The organism is Mycobacterium hippophais (assembly GCF_027529605.1).
GTDB lineage: Bacteria > Actinomycetota > Actinomycetes > Mycobacteriales > Mycobacteriaceae > Mycobacterium > Mycobacterium arseniciresistens.
In genome coordinates this window covers 215,073-234,090 of the sequence record NZ_JAPZPY010000002.1, presented here as the reverse complement: position 1 = coordinate 234,090, position 19,018 = coordinate 215,073, and the positions used below count along the sequence as shown (strand labels likewise).

Sequence of the window (19,018 nt, the reverse complement as noted above, 5' to 3'; positions counted from 1 at the left end):
CGAATGCTCGCGCGAAATGCGGAGTCGCTGTACTGGATCGGACGTTACGTCGAACGGGCCGACGACACCGCCCGCATTCTCGACGTGACCATCCACCAATTGCTCGAAGATTCGAGCGTCGACCCCGATCGGGCATCGCGGACACTCCTGCGCGTACTGGGCATCGAGGCGCCCGACGCGTCGCAGCTCGACGTTTGGTCGCTGACCGATCTCGTCGCGTTCAATCGCAACACGCGGGGTGACGGCACGTCGATCGTCGATTCGATATCTGCGGCGCGCGAGAATGCCCGAGGCGCCCGTGAAGTCACCTCGAGTGAGATCTGGGAGTGCCTGAACACCACGTACAACGCACTGGCCGAGCGTGAGCGCGCCGCCAAGCGCCTTGGCCCGCATGAATTCCTGTCTTACGTGGAGGGCCGGGCGGCGATGTTCGCGGGGCTGGCGGACTCGACCCTGTCGCGTGACGACGGATACCGGTTCATGGTGCTGGGACGCGCGATCGAGCGCGTCGACATGACCGTCCGCTTGCTGCTCTCGCGGGTGGGGGACAGCGCGTCGTCGCCGGCCTGGGTCACGTTGTTGCGGTCAGCGGGCGCTCATGATGCCTATTTGCGCACGTACCGTGGCGCACTCGACGCCGGCCGGGTGGTCGAGTTCATGTTGCTGGACCGGCTTTTCCCGCGGTCGATCTACTATTCCCTCCGTCTGGCCGAGCACAGCCTCGAGGAATTGCTGCACCGCCCGCAAAACCGTCTGGGCGCCACCGCCGAGGCCCAGCGCCTGCTCGGCCAGGCCCGCAGCGAGTTGGAGTTCCTGCAACCCGGGATGCTGCTCGAATCCCTTGAAGAGCGGTTGGCCGGGTTCCAGCAGACCTGTTTCGACGTCGGAGAGGCTTTGGCACTGCAGTACTTCCACGCCGCCCCGTGGGTGGCGTGGACCGATGCCGGGCGCAGCGGCGGCGTGGTGATCGAAGAGGGGGAGATCTGATGTGGCGGATGCGGGTCGTGCACTCGACCGGATACGCGTATAAGTCGCCGGTGACGGCGTCGTTCAACGAGGCCCGGCTGACCCCGCGGTCGGATTCCCGGCAGAACGTCATTCTCAACCGCGTCGAGACCGTGCCGGCCACCAGGCAGTACCGCTACGTCGACTACTGGGGCACCGCGGTCACCACCTTCGACCTGCATGCGCCGCACACTGAACTCGAAGTCACCGCGTCGTCGGTGGTGGAGACGGATCCCGCTGGGCATCCCGAGGAACCCGCCGGCTGGGAGGACCTGAAGTCCGAGGGAGTGTTCGACCGGTTCGACGAAGTGCTCTCCCCGACGGACTACACGCCCCACAGCAAGCGCATCGCCCGAGTGGGCGAGCGGATCGCCAAGTACCACGACCCGCAGGAGGCGGTGATCGCGGCCGCGAACTGGGTGCACAGCGAACTCGAATACGTGCCCGGCACGACCGGGGTGCACTCCTCGGGTCTGGACGCCCACCGGGAGGGCAAAGGGGTCTGCCAGGACTTCGCCCACCTGTCGTTGATCCTGTTGCGCAGCATCGGTATTCCGGCCCGCTACGTGTCCGGCTATCTGCATCCCACACGGGAGGCCGCGGTGGGTGACACCGTCGAAGGGGAGAGCCACGCGTGGATCCAGGCGTGGACCGGAGGGTGGTGGCACTACGACCCGACCAACGACAAGGGAATCAACGAGCAGTACGTCAGCGTGGGCGTCGGCCGCGACTACTCCGACGTCACGCCGCTGAAGGGCATCTACTCCGGTGAGGGCTCCACCGATCTCGACGTCGTCGTGGAGATCACCCGGCTGGCCTGACGCACACGCCCGGATGTACCTCGACGCGGTGCAGGTCGTCGCCCAGTTCGATCTGGCGCGGGAACACCGACGCGGCCAGCGCCCGCCAGTCGTCCTCCGTGCCCGGCGCGATGGCCGGGACGTAATGGGTGAGCACCAGGATGCCGACACCGGCGCGGGCAGCGGTCGCGGCGGCCTGCTCGACCGATGAGTGGTAGTCGCAGATGTCGCGGAACCGTTGCTGTGGAAGCGATTCGATGAGGTCGCGGCGAATGGCGGTGTGCACCAGCGCACCGGCGCCCGCCGCGAGGGCGTCGAGGCTGTCGCACGGAACGGTGTCACCGGCGAGGACCGCCGACGCACCGTGATGCTCCACGCGGAACGCGATCGTCGGCGCCACCGGGCGGTGATCGGTGGGTGCGACCACGATGCGCACGCCGTCGCGGTCCCAGACGACGCCGTCGGTGCGCTCGTGCACCTCGACGGCGGGAGGCGCGGTGAGATCGGCGTGGTGGGCGATCCGGTAGCCGATGTCGCGGCCGAACGCCTTCAGCGTCAGGTCGACCACCTCGGCCGTCCCGGGTGGTCCGATGATCGTCAGCGGCACCTGTTCGGTGAACGTGGTCACCCACCGGGTGATCAGCAGGTCACCCAGGTCGGCGATGTGATCGCTGTGCAGGTGGGTGAGCAGCAGTGCCGTGAGGCCTGCGGCGCCGACGCCGGCGGCCGCCATCCGCTGCTGCACACCGCGTCCGCAGTCGACGAGGAGCGTCTGGCCGCCGGCCCGCACCAGCGTCGACGGCCCGGCCCGGCGCGGGTCGGGGATCGGGCTGCCGGTTCCCAGCAGGGTCACCTCGATCATGGCTCATACCTACCGCGTCGACGGCGTGCCGGTGGGCGGTCTGGCCGGATTCCACCGCCCGGATCGACGCCGGGGCGCGCCCGCCGATTCATTCCCGGGCCGTCGAAACCCTCCGCGACGTGCGCCGCCCGCCTAGCCTGATATGACGTAGCTCACAATCGGAGGCTTCCCATGCGGATCGCGGACGTGTTGCGGACGAAAGGGGCGGCGGTCGCGACGATCACGCCGGAGACGTCGGTCAGCGGGCTGCTCACCGAACTGTCGGTGCGCAACATCGGTGCGATGGTGGTGGTCTCACCCGACGGGCTGGCGGGCATCGTGTCCGAGCGCGACGTCGTGCGCAAGCTGCACGAGATGGGCGCGGACCTGCTGGGGCGGCCGGTGTCGGAGATCATGACGACCGTGGTGGCGACCTGCGACCCGGAGGACACCGTCGACAGCCTCAGCGCGCTGATGACGCGCAACCGGGTGCGGCACGTGCCTGTGGTGGTGGACGGACGGCTCGCCGGCATCGTCAGCATCGGCGACGTGGTCAAGACGCGGATGGAAGAATTGCAAGCCGAGCACGAACAGTTGCAGGCCTACATCACCCAGGGATGACCACTGTGCCGACCGACATCGAGGTGCGGCCGCCGGTGCGCGCCGAGATCCGCGCGCTGGCGCGCACGCTGGGGCGGGCGTTCTCCGACGACCCGGTGATGGCGTGGATGGTGCCCGACCCGGCGCGCCGCGCGAAAGGGCTGCCGACGATGTTCGCGGCGATGACCCGGCATCACTTCATGGCCGGCGGCGGCGTCGAGGTCGCCCGGCGTGGGCAGGACATCGGGGCAGCCGCGCTGTGGGACCCACCGGGACGCTGGCAGCACTCGCGGCGCGAGGAGTTCCGGATGATGCCCTGGTTCCTCTGGGCGGCGCGCGGCCGCGTCGCGCGCGGGCAGCAGCTCACCGAGTTGATGAAGGAGCACCATCCCGAGGAACCGCACTGGTACCTGGGCGTCATCGGCAGCGATCCGACGGTGCGCGGCGGCGGTTTCGGGCAGGCGCTGATGCGGTCCCGGCTCGACCGGGTGGACGCCGAGCACGCGCCGGCCTACCTGGAGTCGAGCAACCCGGACAACGTCGCGTACTACCAGCGTTTCGGTTTCGACGTCACCGGCGAGATCAAGCTCCCGGACGGCGGCCCCAGCATGATCCCGATGTGGCGGGCGCCGCGCTAGTCAGCTCCAGGAGTACTCGGCGCGCAACCGGGTGGCGATGATCTCGAATCGGTCCCGGTCCAGCACCGCACCCTCGCGCCGGATGCCCTCCTCGGGCACGTCGAGCACCCGGTCGAGGCGCACCCAGCTGGGCCGGCCGTCGTCGTCCCAGCCGCCGCTGCCGATACCGATCCAGTCCGGGTCGTCGTGGTGGTGGTCCCGGCTGCTCAGCATGAGGCCGAGCAGCGTGCGCCGGTCACGGCCCACCACCAGCACCGGGCGGTCCTTGCCGCGCGTCGGGTCGTCCTCGTAGACCACCCAGGTCCAGACGATCTCGCCCGGGTCGGCGCGGCCGTCGAGATCGGGGGCGTAGACCAGCTTGCGGGCCCGGTGCGCGGTCGGGACGCTGTTGTCGGTGACCGGCCTGCCGCTGGTGATCGCCGCGGTCGGCTGACCCGCCGCGGCGCCGGCCAGGGCGGACAGGCCCGCCTCCAGGCCGACCTTGAGGCCCTGCTGGAGTCCCTGCTGCACGGTGCGCGGCTTGTTCTCGGACTGCTGGAGCTGGCGGATGAACTTCGGCGCCTCGTTGAACACGAAGTTCTTTGCGGCGGTCCCCGCGAACCGCTGGAACGACTTCCACTGCGGAGGCATGGAATCGAGCATAAGTGACCGGCGGGAGCTGCGATTGTGTCGCGACCGCCGGTGGTCGATACCCTTTAGGGGCGCACCACGCGCGTCCCACCCAGCCTCACCAGGAGATTCCCATCAGCAGCTTCGCCGACAAGACGTTCACTGCGCCGGCGCAGATTCGGAACTTCTGCATCATCGCCCACATCGATCACGGCAAGTCGACGCTGGCCGACCGGATGCTCGGGATCACCGGCGTCGTCGCCGACAGGGACATGCGCGCGCAGTACCTGGACCGGATGGACATCGAGCGCGAGCGCGGCATCACCATCAAGGCGCAGAACGTGCGGCTGCCGTGGTCGGTCACCAGCGAGGACGGATCAGACGAACAGTACGTATTGCACCTGATCGACACCCCGGGCCACGTCGACTTCACCTACGAGGTGTCCCGGGCGCTGGAGGCCTGCGAGGGCGCGGTGCTGCTGGTGGACGCCGCCCAGGGCATCGAGGCGCAGACCCTGGCGAACCTGTACCTGGCGCTCGACCGCGACCTGACGATCATCCCCGTGCTGAACAAGATCGACCTGCCCGCCGCGGACCCGGACCGCTATGCCGGGGAGATCGCCCACATCATCGGCTGCGAACCCGAGGACGTGCTGCGGGTGTCGGGCAAGACCGGCGTCGGTGTCCGCGAACTGCTCGACGCGGTGGTCCGGCTGATCCCGGCGCCGGTCGGCGATGCCGAGGCGCCCGCAAGGGCGATGATCTTCGACTCGGTCTACGACATCTACCGCGGCGTCGTCACCTACGTGCGCGTGGTGGACGGCAAGCTCAACCCCCGCGAGAAGATCAAGATGATGTCCACCGGCACCACCCACGAGCTGCTCGAGGTGGGCATCGTCTCGCCGGAGCCGAAGGCCACCGAGGGCCTCGGGGTCGGCGAGGTCGGCTACCTCATCACCGGTGTGAAGGACGTCCGCCAGTCGAAGGTCGGCGACACGGTGACCACCGCGCGCCACGGCGCCACCGACGCGCTCACCGGCTACCGCGAACCCAGGCCGATGGTGTACTCGGGGCTCTACCCGGTCGACGGCTCGGACTACCCGAACCTGCGCGACGCGCTGGAACGGTTGCAGCTCAACGACGCGGCTCTGGTGTGGGAGCCGGAGACGTCGGTGGCGCTGGGCTTCGGTTTCCGGTGCGGCTTCCTCGGCCTCCTGCACATGGAGATCACCCGGGAGCGGCTGGAACGCGAATTCGACCTGGACCTGATCTCCACCTCGCCCAACGTCGTGTACCGCGTCGTCAAGGACGACGGCACCGAACTCGTGGTGACGAATCCCTCCGACTGGCCGGACGGCAAGGTCGGCTCTGTCTACGAACCCGTCGTGAAAACGACGATCATCGCCCCCAGCGAGTTCATCGGGACCATCATGGAGCTGTGCCAGTCGCGGCGCGGCGAGCTCGGCGGAATGGATTACCTGTCGCCCGAGCGTGTCGAGCTGCGTTACACCATGCCGCTGGGGGAGATCATCTTCGACTTCTTCGACTCCTTGAAGTCGCGCACCCGTGGCTACGCCAGCCTGGACTACGAGGAGGCGGGCGAGCAGGAATCCGACCTGGTGAAGGTCGACATCCTGCTGCAGGGTGAGGCGGTGGACGCGTTCAGCGCGATCGTGCACAAGGACTCGGCGCCGGCATACGGCAACAAGATGACCACCAAGCTCAAGGAACTGATACCCCGCCAGCAGTTCGAGGTGCCGATCCAGGCGGCGATCGGCTCGAGGATCATCGCCCGCGAGAACATCCGGGCGATCCGCAAGGACGTGCTGAGCAAGTGCTACGGCGGCGACATCACCCGCAAGCGCAAGCTGCTGGAGAAGCAGAAGGAGGGCAAGAAGCGGATGAAGACCATCGGACGGGTCGAAGTTCCGCAGGAGGCCTTCGTGGCCGCCCTGTCCGCCGACGCGGCCAGCGACAAGCCGAAGAAGTAGCCGATGCGGGCGGCGGCGGTGCTGGCGGCGGTGACGCTGCTCGCCGGCTGCGCGTCGCCCCCGCAGCCGCCGGTGCCCCGATCCGCTGCGCCGCCACCACCCACCGCGGCGCGTCCGCTCGGCACGCTGTTGCCCACCCAGGACGAACTGGCTGCGGCACTGGGCATTCCGCCCGCGGGATTCATGGGTCAGCTGGTCGAGGGCGGCGCCGACACGTTGTTGCGGGGCGTCGACCGGACCGAGGCGACGCCGGTCGACTGCGTCAGCCCGACGTACCGCCTCCAGCAGATGGTCTACGCGGAGAGCCCGGTGCGGTCGGTGGCCACCCGGTCATGGGCCGGCGGAAGCGTGGCCGGGCCGTCCATTTCGGCGTATCTCGGTGTGGTGCAATTCGACACGGCCGACGAGGCACAGCGGTTCTTCGCCGCCTCGGCGCAGAAATGGCGGCACTGCGACGGCCAGACACTGCTACTGCAGCAGCCCGACCGCGGCACCCGCGAACAGAGCATGATCACCGACGTGGCGGTCGGGGACCGCGTGGTGTCCGCGGTGGTGCTGCACGACGCCGGCGACTCCGACTCGCTGACCCTGCAGCGCGCACTCGGGGTCGCGGGGGACTGCGTCGTCGACGTGGAGATCACCGATCTCGAGGACGCCAAGGCGGCAGGCGCCGACGGGGCGGTCGACGTCGCCGATCTGATGTTGGACAAGATCGCGCGCTGATCGGTCCGTCAGCCGCCGCGCGGCCGTCGGGTCGGCCACAATGTGTCGGTGACGAACGCCGGTGGGCTGCGGATGGTTGTTGTGGTCGCCGTCGTCGGCGCCGTGATGCTCCTCACCGGGTGTCAGGCCACCGTCGCCGGCACGGCCGTTCGGCCGGAGGGCGCCGCCGAACTGGAGGAGGCCGACCTCGACGCCGTGCTGCTGCCGATAGGCACCCTCAACGCGACGGTCGGCGCCACGGACATGGAGGTCACCAGCGACTCCGAGGAGATGGGTGACCACAGCGACGAGGTGTCCGATCCGGACTGCGTCGGTGCCATCTTCTCCGCCGAGGAATCCGTCTACGCCGGCTCCGAGTGGACCGCCATGCGCGACCAGGTGGCGGCCGAACCGGGTGACGACAACGAGCACTGGGTGCAGCAGACCGCCGTGCTGTTTCCCGGCGAGATGCAGGCACAGGATTTCGTCGACGAGTCGCGGTCGATGTGGGACAGCTGCGCAGGAGACGTCATCGCCATCGGCGCCGGCGCCACCACCTATCTGTGGGAACTACAGGACATCCGCGATGCGCAGGGAATCCTCGCGCAGACCTCCAGTCAGGAGGACTCCGGCGGCTGGTCGTGCCAGCATGCGATCTCGGCGGTGAGCAACGTCGTCGTCGAGGCGTGGGCCTGCGGGTACACGATCTCCGATCAGGCCGTCGACGTGGCCACCGCGCTGATCGTCAACGTCGAGAGCTGACCTCAGGCCGTCGACAGCGGCGTCAGCCGCGCGTTCGCGACGAGCTGGCCCCAGGCGTTGAACGCCTCGAGATGCGCTGAGGACTGGCCGGATTCCCCGACGGACAGGTCGACCAGTGCGCCGGCGATGCTGCCGATGCCGATCCCGGTGCGGTTCACCACGCTCACCAGTTCGTCGAACGCCGCGCGATCCCGGCAGCCTCGCAACCCGACCAGGACGCCGACCGCGACGTCGATGACCCGTCGCGATGAATCGGTGCGGATGTCGTATCCCATGTTCGCCTCCTGGTGTGTGGGCACCATGCTGTCCTGCGGTTGCGGTGCCGACAACCAATGGATACACGGTGATCCTGAACATCCGGTGTCAGTTGCACCCGGTCACGCCGCGCGTGTCGTGTCAGCCGCGTTCACCGGCTGTTCGACCGTGCCGGGTGGGGGGTTCTGACAGACTCGGCGACTTGCGCCGGTCGCACGTCGCCGTCGGGGAAGATCGGCCACATGAAGTACGTGCTCCTCATCTGTGACGACGAGACGGACGCGCCCACCAACGAGGAACTGGCCGCCGACCCCGTCTACCAAGCCTGGGAAGCGGACCTCGAGCGACGCGGCGCAGAGCTCGCTGGCGAGCGGCTGCGGCCGGTGGCCGACGCCACCACGGTCCGCGTCCGCGACGGCGAAACGCTGGTGTCGGACGGGCCGTTCGCCGAGACCAAGGACTTCGTGGGCGGCATCTCCATCATCGATTGCGCGGATCTCGACGAGGCGATCGAGATCGCCGCGGGCCACCCCTACGCGCGCCGCGGATGTGTCGAGATCCGCCCGGTCTGGGTCTGGGAGTGAGCGGACCCGACCACATCCGAACCGCCGTAGCCGATGCCTACCGCGACGAGTGGGGACAGGTGGTCGCCACGCTGATCGGATTCACCGGCGACTGGGACCTGGCGGAGGATTGCGCGCAGGACGCGTTCGCCGCCGCGATGACGACGTGGCCGCGCGACGGCGTGCCACACCGCCCGGGCGCCTGGCTCACCACGACCGCCCGTAATCGGGCGATCGATCGACTGCGCCGGGACGCGGCAGGCGCCGCCAAGCTCCGCACCCTCGCACTGACCGAGGAGCGGGACGAGCCGGCGGTCGACGAGATCCCCGACGAACGCCTGCGGCTCATCTTCACCTGTTGTCATCCGGCACTGCCGTTCCCGGCGCGGGTTGCGCTCACCCTGCGTACGTTGGCCGGCCTGAGCACCGCCGAGATAGCCCGCGCATTCCTGACCGCCGAGCCGGCCATGGCGAAACGACTGGTCCGTGCGAAGCGCAAGATCAGGGAGGCCGGCATCCCGTACCGGGTCCCACCCGCCGAGCTCCTGCCGCAGCGACTCGCCGCGGTGCTGGCGGTGCTGTACCTGATCTTCAACGAGGGCTACAGCGCCGTCGACGAGGGCGACGACCGAGACCGCCGGACGCTGACGGCCGAGGCCATCCGGTTGACCCGCGTCCTGGTCCGGCTGATGCCCCAGGAGCCCGAGCCGGTCGGGCTGCTCGCGCTGATGCTGCTGCACGAGGCCCGGCGTGCGACGCGGACGGACGACGGCGTCCTCGTCACGCTGGAATTCCAGGACCGTTCCCGGTGGGACCGGGCGCTGATCTCAGAGGGGGTGGCGACGCTCGATCAGGCACTGGCGAAGCAGCGGCCCGGGCCGTATCAGGTGCAGGCCGCGATCGCCGCCTGCCACGCGACCGCGGCCGACGCGGCGAGCACGGACTGGCCGCAGATCGCCGCGCTGTACTCCGAGCTCGCCCGGCTGGCGCCCTCACCGGTCGTCGACCTGAACCGGGCCGTCGCGGTCGCGATGGCCGACGGGATTCCCGCAGGTCTGGCCCTCGTCGACGAGCTCGCGGCATCCGGGCTGCTCGACGGCTACCACCTCCTGCACGCCACCCGGGCCGACCTGCTCCGCCGGGCCGGCCGTACCGCCGAGGCGCGGGCGGCCTACGAGGATTCCGTCGGTCTCGCGCCGTCGGACGCCGAACGCCGGTACCTGGCCGAGCGCCTCCGCGGCCTCTGACGGCAGCTCGTCGAAACTTCCGCCCGGCCGGTGTCCATCCCGGGCGGCTCCCTTCGTCGGTGAGGTAAAGCACCGAACAGAAGGGAAGATCCCGTGAACACCTCTCGACAGGCCAACCGCGTCCTGGCCCTGCTCTTTCTCGGCGCATTCGTCATGGGCAGTTCCGAACTGCTCATCGTGGGAGTGCTCAACCTCGTCGCAGGAGACCTCAGCATCTCCGTCTCCGCGGCCGGCACGTTGGTGACCGGCTACGCGCTGGGCCTGGCGCTCGGTGGTCCGATCTTGACCGCGTTGACGATCAAACTCGACAGGCGCACGGTCATGTGCGGGACGCTTCTGCTGGCCGTCGCCTGCAACCTCGTCGTGGCACTGAGCACGAGCTACGACCTCACCCTCGTGGCGCGAACCCTCACCGGCGCGTTCGCGGGACTGTTCGACGCCACAGCCTTCGCGGTGGGCATCGCGGTGGTTCCGCCGCACCGGGCAGGCCGGGCGCTCGCCGTCGTCATCTCCGGTGTGGCGGTGTCCGCCGCGGTCGGCGTGCCGCTGGGCACCGTCGGCGGTCAGGCGCTCGGCTGGCGCGGGTCCTACCTCGCGATCGTCGCGCTCATCGTGCTCACACTCATCGCCACGGTGGCGATGATCCCTTCGGTGCCGAGCACCGGCGCCGGGGTGGGCGGCCAGGCCAGGTACGCCTTCGCCCCGCGGGTGCTGGCCGTGCTCGTCCTGTGCGCCCTGGTGTTCGGGTCGACGTTCGCCGCACTGACCTACATCGTGCCGTTCCTGCAGGACGTCACCGGGGTGCCGGAAGCGCTGGTCGGCGTGTTCCTGCTGGCCTACGGCGTGGCCGCCGCGCTGGGCTCGTTCGGCGGCGGGCGGTTCGCCGACCGCAACGCCGCGGGCACGCTGATCGTGGGCGCCGCGGTCGCCGCGGCGGCACTGGCCGGGCTGCACCTCTTCGGCACGAACCCGTACCTGGTCGGCGTCCTGCTGCTGGCACTCGGCGCCTGCGCGATGGGCATGGGCCCGTCGCTGCAGTACCGCGTCGTCACGCTGGCCGGTCCCGGCGGCGAACTGGCGCAGTCGCTGCCCGCCTCGGCGATCAACCTCGGCATCGCGTTCGGCTCCTTCGCCGGTGGCGTCGCGCTCGGCATGTTCGGCGGCTCCGCGGCGATCCTCACCGGACTGGCGATCGCCGTCATCGCCGTACCGGTCGCCTGGGCCACCAGCCGTCTGCAGCCCCCGCCGGCGACGTCGCACAGCGAGAAGGTGTGCGCCGACCACGGGTGACGGCGGCGGGGGAGGTGCGACTACATCGGGGCGTTGGCCGGCACGAACACCCCGGAGCTGTCCGCCTCCTCCTCGGCGCGGATGACGTGCACCACCGCGTTGATCAGCGCCAGGTGGGTGAACGCCTGCGGGAAGTTGCCCAGGTGGCGGCCGGTCCGCGGCTCGATCTCCTCGGCGTACAGATGCAGCGGACTGGCGAAGGACAGCAGCCGCTCGCACAGGTGCTTGGCCCGGCTCACCTCGCCGATCTCGACCAGCGCGGACACCAGCCAGAACGAGCAGATGGTGAAGGTGCCCTCCTCGCCGGTGAGGCCGTCGTCGGTCTCCTCCACCCGGTACCGCAGCACCAGGCCCTCCTCGGTCAGCTCGTCGGCGATGGCGAGCACCGTCGCACGCACCCGCGGATCGTCCGGCGGAAGGAACCGCACCAGCGGCGCCAGCAAAAGCGACGCGTCCAGCGCGTTGTCGCCGTAGCGCTGGGTGAGCACGCCACGGTCGTCGACGCCGTGCTTGAGGATGTCGGCCTTGATCTCCTCGGCGATCGTCCGCCACTGCTGGGCGTAGCTCTTCTCGCCCTGCAGTTCGGCGAGTTTCGACCCGCGGTCGAGCGCCACCCAGCACATGATCTTGCTGGAGGTGAAGTGCTGCGGCTCGCCGCGCACCTCCCAGATGCCGCGGTCGGGTTCGCGCCAGTGCTTGATGGCCTCCTCGACCTGATTCTTCAGCACCGGCCACAACGTCGGCGGGATCTGCTCGCGCGACTTGGCGTGCAGGTACACCGAATCGAGCATCGTGCCCCAGATGTCGTGCTGCATCTGGTTGTACGCGCCGTTGCCGATGCGCACCGGCCGCGCGTTGTCATAGCCCGAGAGGTGGTTGAGCTCCTCCTCGACGAGGCTGCGCTCGCCGCCGACGGCGTACATCACCTGCAGCGGATGGCGCTCACCGTTGTTGGCCCCCGACACGTCGGCGATGAACGCGAAGAAGTCGTCGGCCTCGCGGTCCAGCCCCAGCGTGTAGAGCCCCCACAGGGCGAACGTCGAGTCGCGCACCCAGGCGTAGCGGTAATCCCAATTGCGTTCGCCCTGAGGCGTTTCCGGCAGCGACGTGGTGCTGGCCGCCAGCAGTGCGCCGGTCGGCGAATACGTCAGCCCCTTCAGGGTCAGCGCGCTGCGCTGCAGGTAGGCCCGCCACGGATGGTCGGGGAAGTCACCGATGTTGATCCACTGCCGCCAGGCCTCACTGGTCTGCCACATCTTGTCGGCGGCTTCCTCGTAGGTCTGCGGCGAGGGATGCTTCGACCAGCTCAGCGCCACGAAGACGTTGTCGCCCTCCTTCAGTCGCGTCCGTGCGCGGGCCTCGCGGCCCTCGAGGCCGATGCGCAGATTGGTGGTCAGCCGCAGCGTCGGGTGCGAGTCGGGGTTCTTGGTGGCGCGGGCGATCGCCTCGCCGTAGGCCTGCGCCGAGTACTCCCAGCTGGCGTTGTTGCGGTGGTAGTCGAACGACGGCTCGCAGTTCATCACCAACTCGACGGTGCCGCTGACGCACTTCACGGTGCGGAGCAGGATGTGCTCGGCGTCCCAGTCCATCGGCGTGCGGCGGTGGGTGCGTGACCGCGCATCGATGTCATGCCACGGGCCCATCACCAGCGTGTCGCGCACGATGACCCAGCCGGTGTGCGTCTGCCAGGTGGTCTCCAGGATCAGGCTGCCCGGCAGGTAGCGGCGCGCGGCGGGCACCGAGACGCCGTAGGGGCCGAGCCGGAAGTGGCCGGCGCCGCGGTCCAGGATCGAACCGAAGACACTGGGGGAGTCGGGACGGGGGACGCAGAGCCACTCCACCGAGCCCGCCGAGGAGATCAGGCAGGTGTTCTCGCAGTCCGACAGGAACGCGTAGTCGGCGATCGGCGGGAACGGGTTCCGCAGCGATCCGCCACCCGCATACGGCACCGGCGCCGTCACCGTCAGCGGCGACTGGGTGTCGTTTCGCGGCGGCGCCGGGGGCGCGTCGTCAGCCGGCGGGGTGTGCTGCAGAACCATTCGGACATCATCGACCGCCGGGGTGCCCCCCGTCTACTCGTGCCGATTGTTCGCCGGATTTGCTGTCACCGGCGTGCCCAGGTCGGTGCGTGTTCGGGCAGCGGGCCGATCGCCACCCCGTAGGCGACGGCCCGGCGCAGCGCCGGAAGTCGGTTGGCCACCTTGACCGCCCGCGGTGCGGGGCGGGTCGCGGCTCCCGCGGTGAACGCCGCCGCGATGGCACGGTCCTGCACCAGCCGCTGCACCCGCTGGATCAGCGCGGCGGGCAGCCAGCGGCGGGCCTGGACGGCGGCCAGGTGGCGGCGGCGCACGGTGCCGTCGCGGAGCGGGCCGGCCAGGATGCGGGCTGCGGCCACCGCGTCGGCGACCGCCAGGTTGATGCCGACCCCACCGATCGGCGACATCGCGTGCGCCGCGTCGCCGATCATCAGCAGCCCGTCGGTGTACCAGCGCCGCAACCGGTTCAGTTGTACGTCAAGCAGTTTCACGTCATCGAAGGACTCCACCGAGGTGAGCCGGTCGCCGAGCCAGGGCAGCAGGCCGGTCACCTCGCGACGGAACGCCTCGATGCCCTCGGCGCGCATCGGCTGATCGGCGCCCTTGGGGATGAGATAGGCGATCTGGAAGTAGTCGCCGCGGTCGATCAGCGCGCAGCCGTGGCCGGACCGGAAGATCCCGGTCAGGCCATGCGGGTCGGAGTCGTGGCGCGGCAGCCGGAACCACCACACGTCCATGGGTGCGCCGAAGCTGCGCCTTGGCAGTCCCGACGCGTCGCGCAGCGTCGACCCGCGGCCGTCGCAGGCGACGGTGAGCTCGGCCCGCAGCTCGCGCACCTCGCCGTCAGCACCGCGATAACGCACTCCGGTGACCCGGCCGCTGCCGTCCCGCAGCGGTCCCAGCACCTCGCTGCGGCGCAACAGCCGGAACGTCGGTTCGGCGTCCGCCGCCCGGGCCAGCAGCTCGAGGAAGTCCCACTGCGGGACGAGCGCGATGTGCTGGTGCGCCCCTGGCAGGCGGTCGAGGCCGACCTTCAGCGCCGTGTCCTGGATGGTGACGTTGACCTCGTCGATCAGGCGGTGCGGCACGCGGGCGAACTCGCCGGACAGACCGAGCTCGTCGAGCAACCGCAGCGTGCTGGCGTGCACCGTGTCGCCGCGGAAGTCGCGCAGGAAGTCGGCGTGCTTCTCCAGCACGGTCACCGCGACGCCGCCGCGGGCCAGCAGCAGGCCCAGCATCATGCCTGCGGGTCCGCCACCGGCGACGACGCACGTGGTGGACTCGACCGGGCCGGACATCGCCACATTGTCCGTCACCGACGGCCGGCCGCCTAGCGTCCGTCGCCTAGTGTTGTGTCCGTGGGCGCATTCCTGAGCTGGTGGGACGGCGTCGAGCTGTGGCTTTCCGGTCTGGGGTTCGTGTTCCAGACGGTGGTGGTGATGCCAGTGGTGCTGGTGCTGGCCTACGGCGCCGCCGTGGTGCTCGACGGCGGCCTGAACCACGGCACCCGGCTGCTTCGCCGGATCCGGCACGACGAAACGGACCACATGTGAGCGGATTGCCGCGGTCGCGGGTGACGTTGGTGCTGGTGGTCCTGGTGCTGCTGGTCGTCGTCACCTGGTTGTTGACCCGCTGACCGGGCGCACTCCCCGAGTGGCGGGTGCGCCCCACTCTGTTATTCTTCGCGCCATGCAAGCAGTGTCCGGCACCACCGAGGGTCACATCGTGGCCCTCATTGCCGTGGGTTGCGCTGTTGCAGATGTTTTCTGTTGTTGTCGCTGACTTCATTCCGTCCTGCGGTCTGGTGTCGGTAGTCGGCTGACGCCGTCTGGTGACAAGACAACGCCTTTCCGCTGTGGCGGGTACATCCCGTATCCCACCTGCGAAAGGCCATTCATCGTGAACACAGGCTCCCTCGTCAGACGCTGGCGGCAAGCGGCCGTCATCGGCGCCGCCGCGACGCTGCTGGCGGCCTGCGGTGGCGGCTCCAGCGACGTCGCCGGCGAGGGTGGCAGTGACGCCGACACGACGCTCACCCTGGTCGCCTTCGCCGTGCCGGAGCCGGGCTGGTCGAAGGTGGCGCCCGCCTTCGCCGCGACCGAACAGGGCAAGGGCGTCGCGGTCACCGGTTCCTACGGCGCGTCGGGTGACCAGTCCCGCGGCGTCGAGTCCGGCAAGCCCGCCGACGTGGTGAACTTCTCCGTCGAGCCGGACATCACCCGCCTGGTCAAGGCCGGCAAGGTGGCCGAGGACTGGAACAGCAATGCGCTGAAGGGGATTCCGTTCGGCTCCGTGGTGAGCCTCGCCGTTCGCGAGGGCAACCCGAAGAACATCCGCGACTGGAACGACCTGCTCAAGCCGGGCGTCGAGGTGATCACGCCCAGCCCGTTGAGCTCCGGTTCGGCGAAGTGGAACCTGTTGGCGCCGTATGCGTTCGCCAGCAACGGCGGGCAGAACCCGCAGGCAGGCATCGACTTCGTCGACAAACTGGTCACCGAGCACGTCAAGCTGCGCCCGGCGTCCGGTCGCGAGGCCACCGACGTGTTCAAGCAGGGCAGCGGTGACGTCCTGCTGGCCTACGAGAACGAGGCGATCAACTTCGGCCTCGAGTACGTCAACCCGTCCCAGACGTTCAAGATCGAGAACCCGGTCGCCGTGGTGAACACCAGCCAGCACCTCGACAAGGCACGGGACTTCGTGAACTTCCAGTTCACCCCCGAGGCGCAGAAGATCTGGGCCGAAGCCGGCTTCCGGCCCGCCGATCCGAAGGTGCTGGCCGAGTTCACCGACAAGTACCCCGCCCCGGCGAAGCTGTGGACGATCGACAACCTCGGCGGCTGGAAGAAGGTCGACGCCGAACTGTTCAACAAGGACAACGGCACCATCACGAAGATCTACCAGAAGGCCACTGGATGACCACCGGGCTCGATCGCAACCCTGAGGCGATCCGGCCCGAACTCTCCGGCGACGGGGACCCGGGCCCTCGCCGTCGCCCCCTGATCGGCGGCTACGGCAGCACCGGCCTGCGGGTGGGCGCCGCGACGCTGTGGTTGTCCCTGATCGTGCTGCTGCCGCTCGGCGCGATCCTGTGGCAGTCGGTGGGCGGCGGCTGGGAGGCGTTCTGGTCGGCGGTCACCTCGCCCGCCGCCATCGCGTCCTTCCGGGTGACGCTGACGATCTCGATCGGCGTCACCGTGGTCAACGCGGTGTTCGGGCTCCTGGTGGCCTGGGTGCTCACCCGTGACCAGTTCCCCGGCAAGCGGTTGGTCGATGCGCTGATCGACCTGCCGTTCGCGCTGCCGACCATCGTCGCGAGTCTGGTGATGCTGGCGCTCTACGGCCCGGCCAGCCCGGTGGACCTGCAGTTGCAGCACACCAAGTGGGGCGTCGGCATCGCGCTGCTGTTCGTCACGCTGCCATTCGTGGTCCGCTCCGTTCAGCCGGTGCTCCTCGAACTCGACCGCGAGGTCGAGGAGGCGGCGGCGTCGCTGGGCGCCAACAACTACACGATCCTGACCAAGATCATCCTGCCCGCGCTGCTGCCGTCGCTGCTCTCGGGTGCCGGGCTGGCGTTCTCCCGCGCCATCGGGGAGTTCGGGTCGGTGGTGCTGATCGGCGGGGCGGTTCCGGGTGAGACGGAAGTGTCGTCGCAGTGGATCCGGACGCTGATCGAGAACGACGACCGCGTCGGTGCGGCGGCCATCTCGATCGTGTTGCTCGCCATCTCGTTCGTGGTGCTGTTCGTCCTGCGGGCGATCGGGTCGCGCGCGGCCAAGCGGGAGGCGCTCGCACGATGACCCTGTCCCCGTTCGTGACCCGCCTGCTGCGCTTCGTCGCGCTGGGCTACCTCGCGGTGCTCGTCGTCGTTCCGGTCGGGCTGATCCTCTGGCGCACACTCGAACCGGGCATCGGCGAGTTCTTCAGCTCGATCAGCACACCCGCCGCGATCTCGGCGCTGCAGCTGTCGCTGCTGGTGGTGGCCATCGTGGTGCCGCTCAACGTGCTGTTCGGCGTGCCCACGGCACTGGTGCTGGCACGCAACAGGTTCCGCGGCAAGAGCATTCTGCAGGCGATCATCGACCTGCCGTTCGCCGTGTCGCCGGTCGTCGTCGGCGTGGCGCTGATCCTGCTGTGGGGATCGTCCGGGCTGTTCGGATTCGTGGAGAACGACTTCGGCCTGAAGATCATCTTCAGCTTCCCCGGCATCGTGCTGGCGAGCATCTTCGTCACCGTGCCGTTCGTGATCCGTGAGGTGGAACCGGTACTGCACGAGATCGGCACCGACCAGGAGGAGGCGTCGGCCACCCTCGGCGCCCAGTGGTGGCAGACGTTCTGGCGGATCACGCTGCCGTCGATCCGGTGGGGGCTCACCTACGGCATCGTGCTGACCATCGCGAGGACACTCGGCGAATACGGCGCGGTGATCATGGTGTCGTCCAACCTGCCCGGGCAGTCGCAGACCATGACCCTGCTCGTGTCCGACCGGTACTTCCGAAACAACGAGTACGGCGCCTACGCCATCTCGACCCTGTTGATGGGCGTGGCGGTGCTGGTGCTCGTCGCCCAGGTGATCCTCGACGCCCGGCGCGCGCGGGCCGCAAAATAGGTTCCAAGGAGAGCAGACACATGACCGATGCGATCACCATCAGCGGTGCGAACAAGCACTACGGAGATTTCGCCGCCCTGGACAACGTCGACTTCGTGGTGCCCGAGGGATCCCTGACCGCGCTGCTCGGGCCGTCGGGTTCGGGAAAGTCGACCCTACTGCGCGCGATCGCGGGCCTGGACCAGCCAGACACCGGGACCATCACCATCAAGGGCCGCGACGTGACCAACGTGCCGCCGCAGCGGCGCGGAATCGGCTTCGTGTTCCAGCACTACGCGGCGTTCAAGCACCTCACGGTGCGGGACAACGTGGCGTTCGGCCTTCGCATCCGCAAGCGCCCGAAGGCCGAGATCAAGGACAAGGTCGACAACCTGCTCGAGGTCGTCGGGCTCGCGGGCTTCCAGACCCGCTACCCGAGTCAGCTCTCCGGCGGCCAGCGCCAGCGCATGGCCCTGGCCCGCGCGCTGGCCGTCGACCCCGAGGTGCTGTTGCTCGACGAACCGTTCGGCGCCCTGGACGCCAAGGTCCGCGAAGACCTGCGGGCGTGGCTGCGCCGGCTGCACGACGAGGTGCACGTCACCACGGTGCTCGTGACGCACGACCAGGCCGAGGCGCTCGACGTCGCCGACCGCATCGCGGTGCTCAACAAGGGCCGCATCGAGCAGGTCGGGTCGCCGACCGAGGTCTACGACACCCCGGCCAACGCGTTCGTGATGTCGTTCCTGGGGGCGGTCTCCTCGCTCAACGGCACCCTGGTGCGGCCACACGACATCCGGGTGGGGCGCAACCCCGAGTTGCCGATCGCCGAGAGCGAGACGGTGAAGTCGACCGGGGTGGTGAAGGCCATCATCGACCGCGTCGTCGTCCTCGGCTTCGAGGTCCGCCTCGAGCTGACCAACGCCGCCACCAAGGCCCCGTTCACCGCGCAGATCACCCGCGGCGACGCCGAGGCACTCGGCCTGCGCGAGGGGGACACGGTGTACGTCCGCGCGACCCGCGTGCCGGAGATCCCGGGCGGCGCGGAACTACCCCAGACCGAAGAGGCGGAGCTCGGCGCGACGACGAGCGCCTAG

At 69.3% G+C, this 19,018-nt stretch carries 20 protein-coding genes; 15 read left to right on the top strand and 5 right to left on the bottom strand.

What is annotated here, in order from left to right; genetic code table 11:
• Positions 1 to 3 precede the first annotated feature (3 nt).
• Positions 4 to 987 carry an alpha-E domain-containing protein gene (locus tag O6P37_RS06740; protein WP_269893335.1) on the top strand — a complete coding sequence of 328 codons (984 nt, stop codon included), beginning with the start codon at positions 4 to 6 and terminating at the stop codon, positions 985 to 987.
• On the top strand, positions 987 to 1,826 hold the full coding sequence (locus O6P37_RS06735) for a transglutaminase family protein (protein ID WP_269893334.1): 840 nt from the start codon (positions 987 to 989) through the stop codon (positions 1,824 to 1,826). The genes O6P37_RS06740 and O6P37_RS06735 overlap by 1 nt, the downstream gene beginning before the upstream one ends.
• Here the strand turns inward: O6P37_RS06735 and O6P37_RS06730 are convergent.
• Complete coding sequence (locus tag O6P37_RS06730; protein WP_269893333.1) at positions 1,810 to 2,667, bottom strand: ribonuclease Z; 858 nt, start codon at positions 2,665 to 2,667, stop codon at positions 1,810 to 1,812. The two genes, O6P37_RS06735 and O6P37_RS06730, sit on opposite strands and share 17 nt — an antisense overlap.
• Before the next feature lie 171 nt (positions 2,668 to 2,838).
• Here O6P37_RS06730 and O6P37_RS06725 point away from each other — a divergent pair, with 171 nt between their 5' ends.
• Together O6P37_RS06725 and O6P37_RS06720 are read left to right on the top strand one after the other, a co-directional pair.
• A complete protein-coding gene (locus tag O6P37_RS06725; protein ID WP_264015366.1) occupies positions 2,839 to 3,267 on the top strand; it encodes a CBS domain-containing protein in 429 nt (142 codons plus the stop codon).
• Complete coding sequence (locus tag O6P37_RS06720; RefSeq protein WP_269893332.1) at positions 3,264 to 3,884, top strand: GNAT family N-acetyltransferase; 621 nt, start codon at positions 3,264 to 3,266, stop codon at positions 3,882 to 3,884. The genes O6P37_RS06725 and O6P37_RS06720 overlap by 4 nt, the downstream gene beginning before the upstream one ends.
• Here O6P37_RS06720 and O6P37_RS06715 read toward each other — a convergent pair whose 3' ends face one another.
• The gene (locus O6P37_RS06715) at positions 3,885 to 4,514 is read right to left on the bottom strand and encodes a type II toxin-antitoxin system PemK/MazF family toxin (RefSeq protein ID WP_269893331.1); all 630 of its coding nucleotides are present in this window, start codon (positions 4,512 to 4,514) and stop codon (positions 3,885 to 3,887) included.
• A 107-nt stretch (positions 4,515 to 4,621) separates the two neighbouring features.
• Between O6P37_RS06715 and lepA the strand changes: the two genes are divergently transcribed.
• Genes lepA through O6P37_RS06700 form a run of 3 tightly spaced genes read left to right on the top strand, consistent with a single transcriptional unit; the run spans position 4,622 to position 7,948 of the window.
• On the top strand, positions 4,622 to 6,484 hold the full coding sequence (gene lepA / locus O6P37_RS06710) for a translation elongation factor 4 (RefSeq protein WP_408633128.1): 1,863 nt from the start codon (positions 4,622 to 4,624) through the stop codon (positions 6,482 to 6,484).
• 3 nt (positions 6,485 to 6,487) lie between these two features.
• Positions 6,488 to 7,207, top strand: coding sequence for a sensor domain-containing protein (locus tag O6P37_RS06705; RefSeq protein WP_269893330.1), 720 nt, complete (start codon positions 6,488 to 6,490; stop codon positions 7,205 to 7,207).
• Between the two features lie 48 nt (positions 7,208 to 7,255).
• Entirely contained in the window at positions 7,256 to 7,948 is a 693-nt protein-coding gene (locus O6P37_RS06700; protein WP_332909781.1) for a sensor domain-containing protein, read from the top strand.
• A 2-nt stretch (positions 7,949 to 7,950) separates the two neighbouring features.
• Here O6P37_RS06700 and O6P37_RS06695 read toward each other — a convergent pair whose 3' ends face one another.
• On the bottom strand, positions 7,951 to 8,223 hold the full coding sequence (locus O6P37_RS06695; protein ID WP_269893329.1) for an ANTAR domain-containing protein: 273 nt from the start codon (positions 8,221 to 8,223) through the stop codon (positions 7,951 to 7,953).
• 222 nt (positions 8,224 to 8,445) lie between these two features.
• Here O6P37_RS06695 and O6P37_RS06690 point away from each other — a divergent pair, with 222 nt between their 5' ends.
• From O6P37_RS06690 to O6P37_RS06680, 3 genes are all read left to right on the top strand, one after another.
• The gene (locus O6P37_RS06690) at positions 8,446 to 8,787 is read left to right on the top strand and encodes a YciI family protein (RefSeq protein ID WP_269893328.1); all 342 of its coding nucleotides are present in this window, start codon (positions 8,446 to 8,448) and stop codon (positions 8,785 to 8,787) included.
• Positions 8,751 to 10,013 (top strand): RNA polymerase sigma factor, encoded by a 1,263-nt coding sequence (locus O6P37_RS06685; protein WP_408633122.1) that lies wholly within the window; start codon positions 8,751 to 8,753, stop codon positions 10,011 to 10,013. Before O6P37_RS06690 ends, O6P37_RS06685 begins: the two co-directional genes overlap by 37 nt.
• Positions 10,014 to 10,106: 93 nt before the next feature.
• Positions 10,107 to 11,303 (top strand): MFS transporter, encoded by a 1,197-nt coding sequence (locus tag O6P37_RS06680; protein WP_269893326.1) that lies wholly within the window; start codon positions 10,107 to 10,109, stop codon positions 11,301 to 11,303.
• Between the two features lie 20 nt (positions 11,304 to 11,323).
• Here the strand turns inward: O6P37_RS06680 and O6P37_RS06675 are convergent, their stop codons facing one another.
• The gene (locus O6P37_RS06675; RefSeq protein ID WP_269893325.1) at positions 11,324 to 13,342 is read right to left on the bottom strand and encodes a glycoside hydrolase family 15 protein; all 2,019 of its coding nucleotides are present in this window, start codon (positions 13,340 to 13,342) and stop codon (positions 11,324 to 11,326) included.
• A gap of 65 nt (positions 13,343 to 13,407) precedes the next feature.
• The gene (locus O6P37_RS06670; protein ID WP_269893324.1) at positions 13,408 to 14,637 is read right to left on the bottom strand and encodes an FAD-dependent oxidoreductase; all 1,230 of its coding nucleotides are present in this window, start codon (positions 14,635 to 14,637) and stop codon (positions 13,408 to 13,410) included.
• A 60-nt stretch (positions 14,638 to 14,697) separates the two neighbouring features.
• Between O6P37_RS06670 and O6P37_RS06665 the strand changes: the two genes are divergently transcribed.
• From O6P37_RS06665 to O6P37_RS06645, 5 genes are all read left to right on the top strand, one after another.
• Positions 14,698 to 14,892, top strand: a complete 195-nt coding sequence (locus O6P37_RS06665) for a hypothetical protein (protein ID WP_264014431.1) — start codon at positions 14,698 to 14,700, stop codon at positions 14,890 to 14,892.
• A gap of 346 nt (positions 14,893 to 15,238) precedes the next feature.
• Positions 15,239 to 16,255: a sulfate ABC transporter substrate-binding protein gene (locus O6P37_RS06660; RefSeq protein WP_269893323.1), complete on the top strand. Its 1,017-nt coding sequence runs from the start codon at positions 15,239 to 15,241 to the stop codon at positions 16,253 to 16,255.
• The gene (gene cysT / locus O6P37_RS06655) at positions 16,252 to 17,136 is read left to right on the top strand and encodes a sulfate ABC transporter permease subunit CysT (RefSeq protein ID WP_269893322.1); all 885 of its coding nucleotides are present in this window, start codon (positions 16,252 to 16,254) and stop codon (positions 17,134 to 17,136) included. The genes O6P37_RS06660 and cysT overlap by 4 nt, the downstream gene beginning before the upstream one ends.
• The gene (gene cysW, locus O6P37_RS06650; RefSeq protein ID WP_269893321.1) at positions 17,133 to 17,945 is read left to right on the top strand and encodes a sulfate ABC transporter permease subunit CysW; all 813 of its coding nucleotides are present in this window, start codon (positions 17,133 to 17,135) and stop codon (positions 17,943 to 17,945) included. The genes cysT and cysW overlap by 4 nt, the downstream gene beginning before the upstream one ends.
• 20 nt (positions 17,946 to 17,965) lie before the next feature.
• Positions 17,966 to 19,018 (top strand): sulfate/molybdate ABC transporter ATP-binding protein, encoded by a 1,053-nt coding sequence (locus tag O6P37_RS06645; protein ID WP_269893320.1) that lies wholly within the window; start codon positions 17,966 to 17,968, stop codon positions 19,016 to 19,018.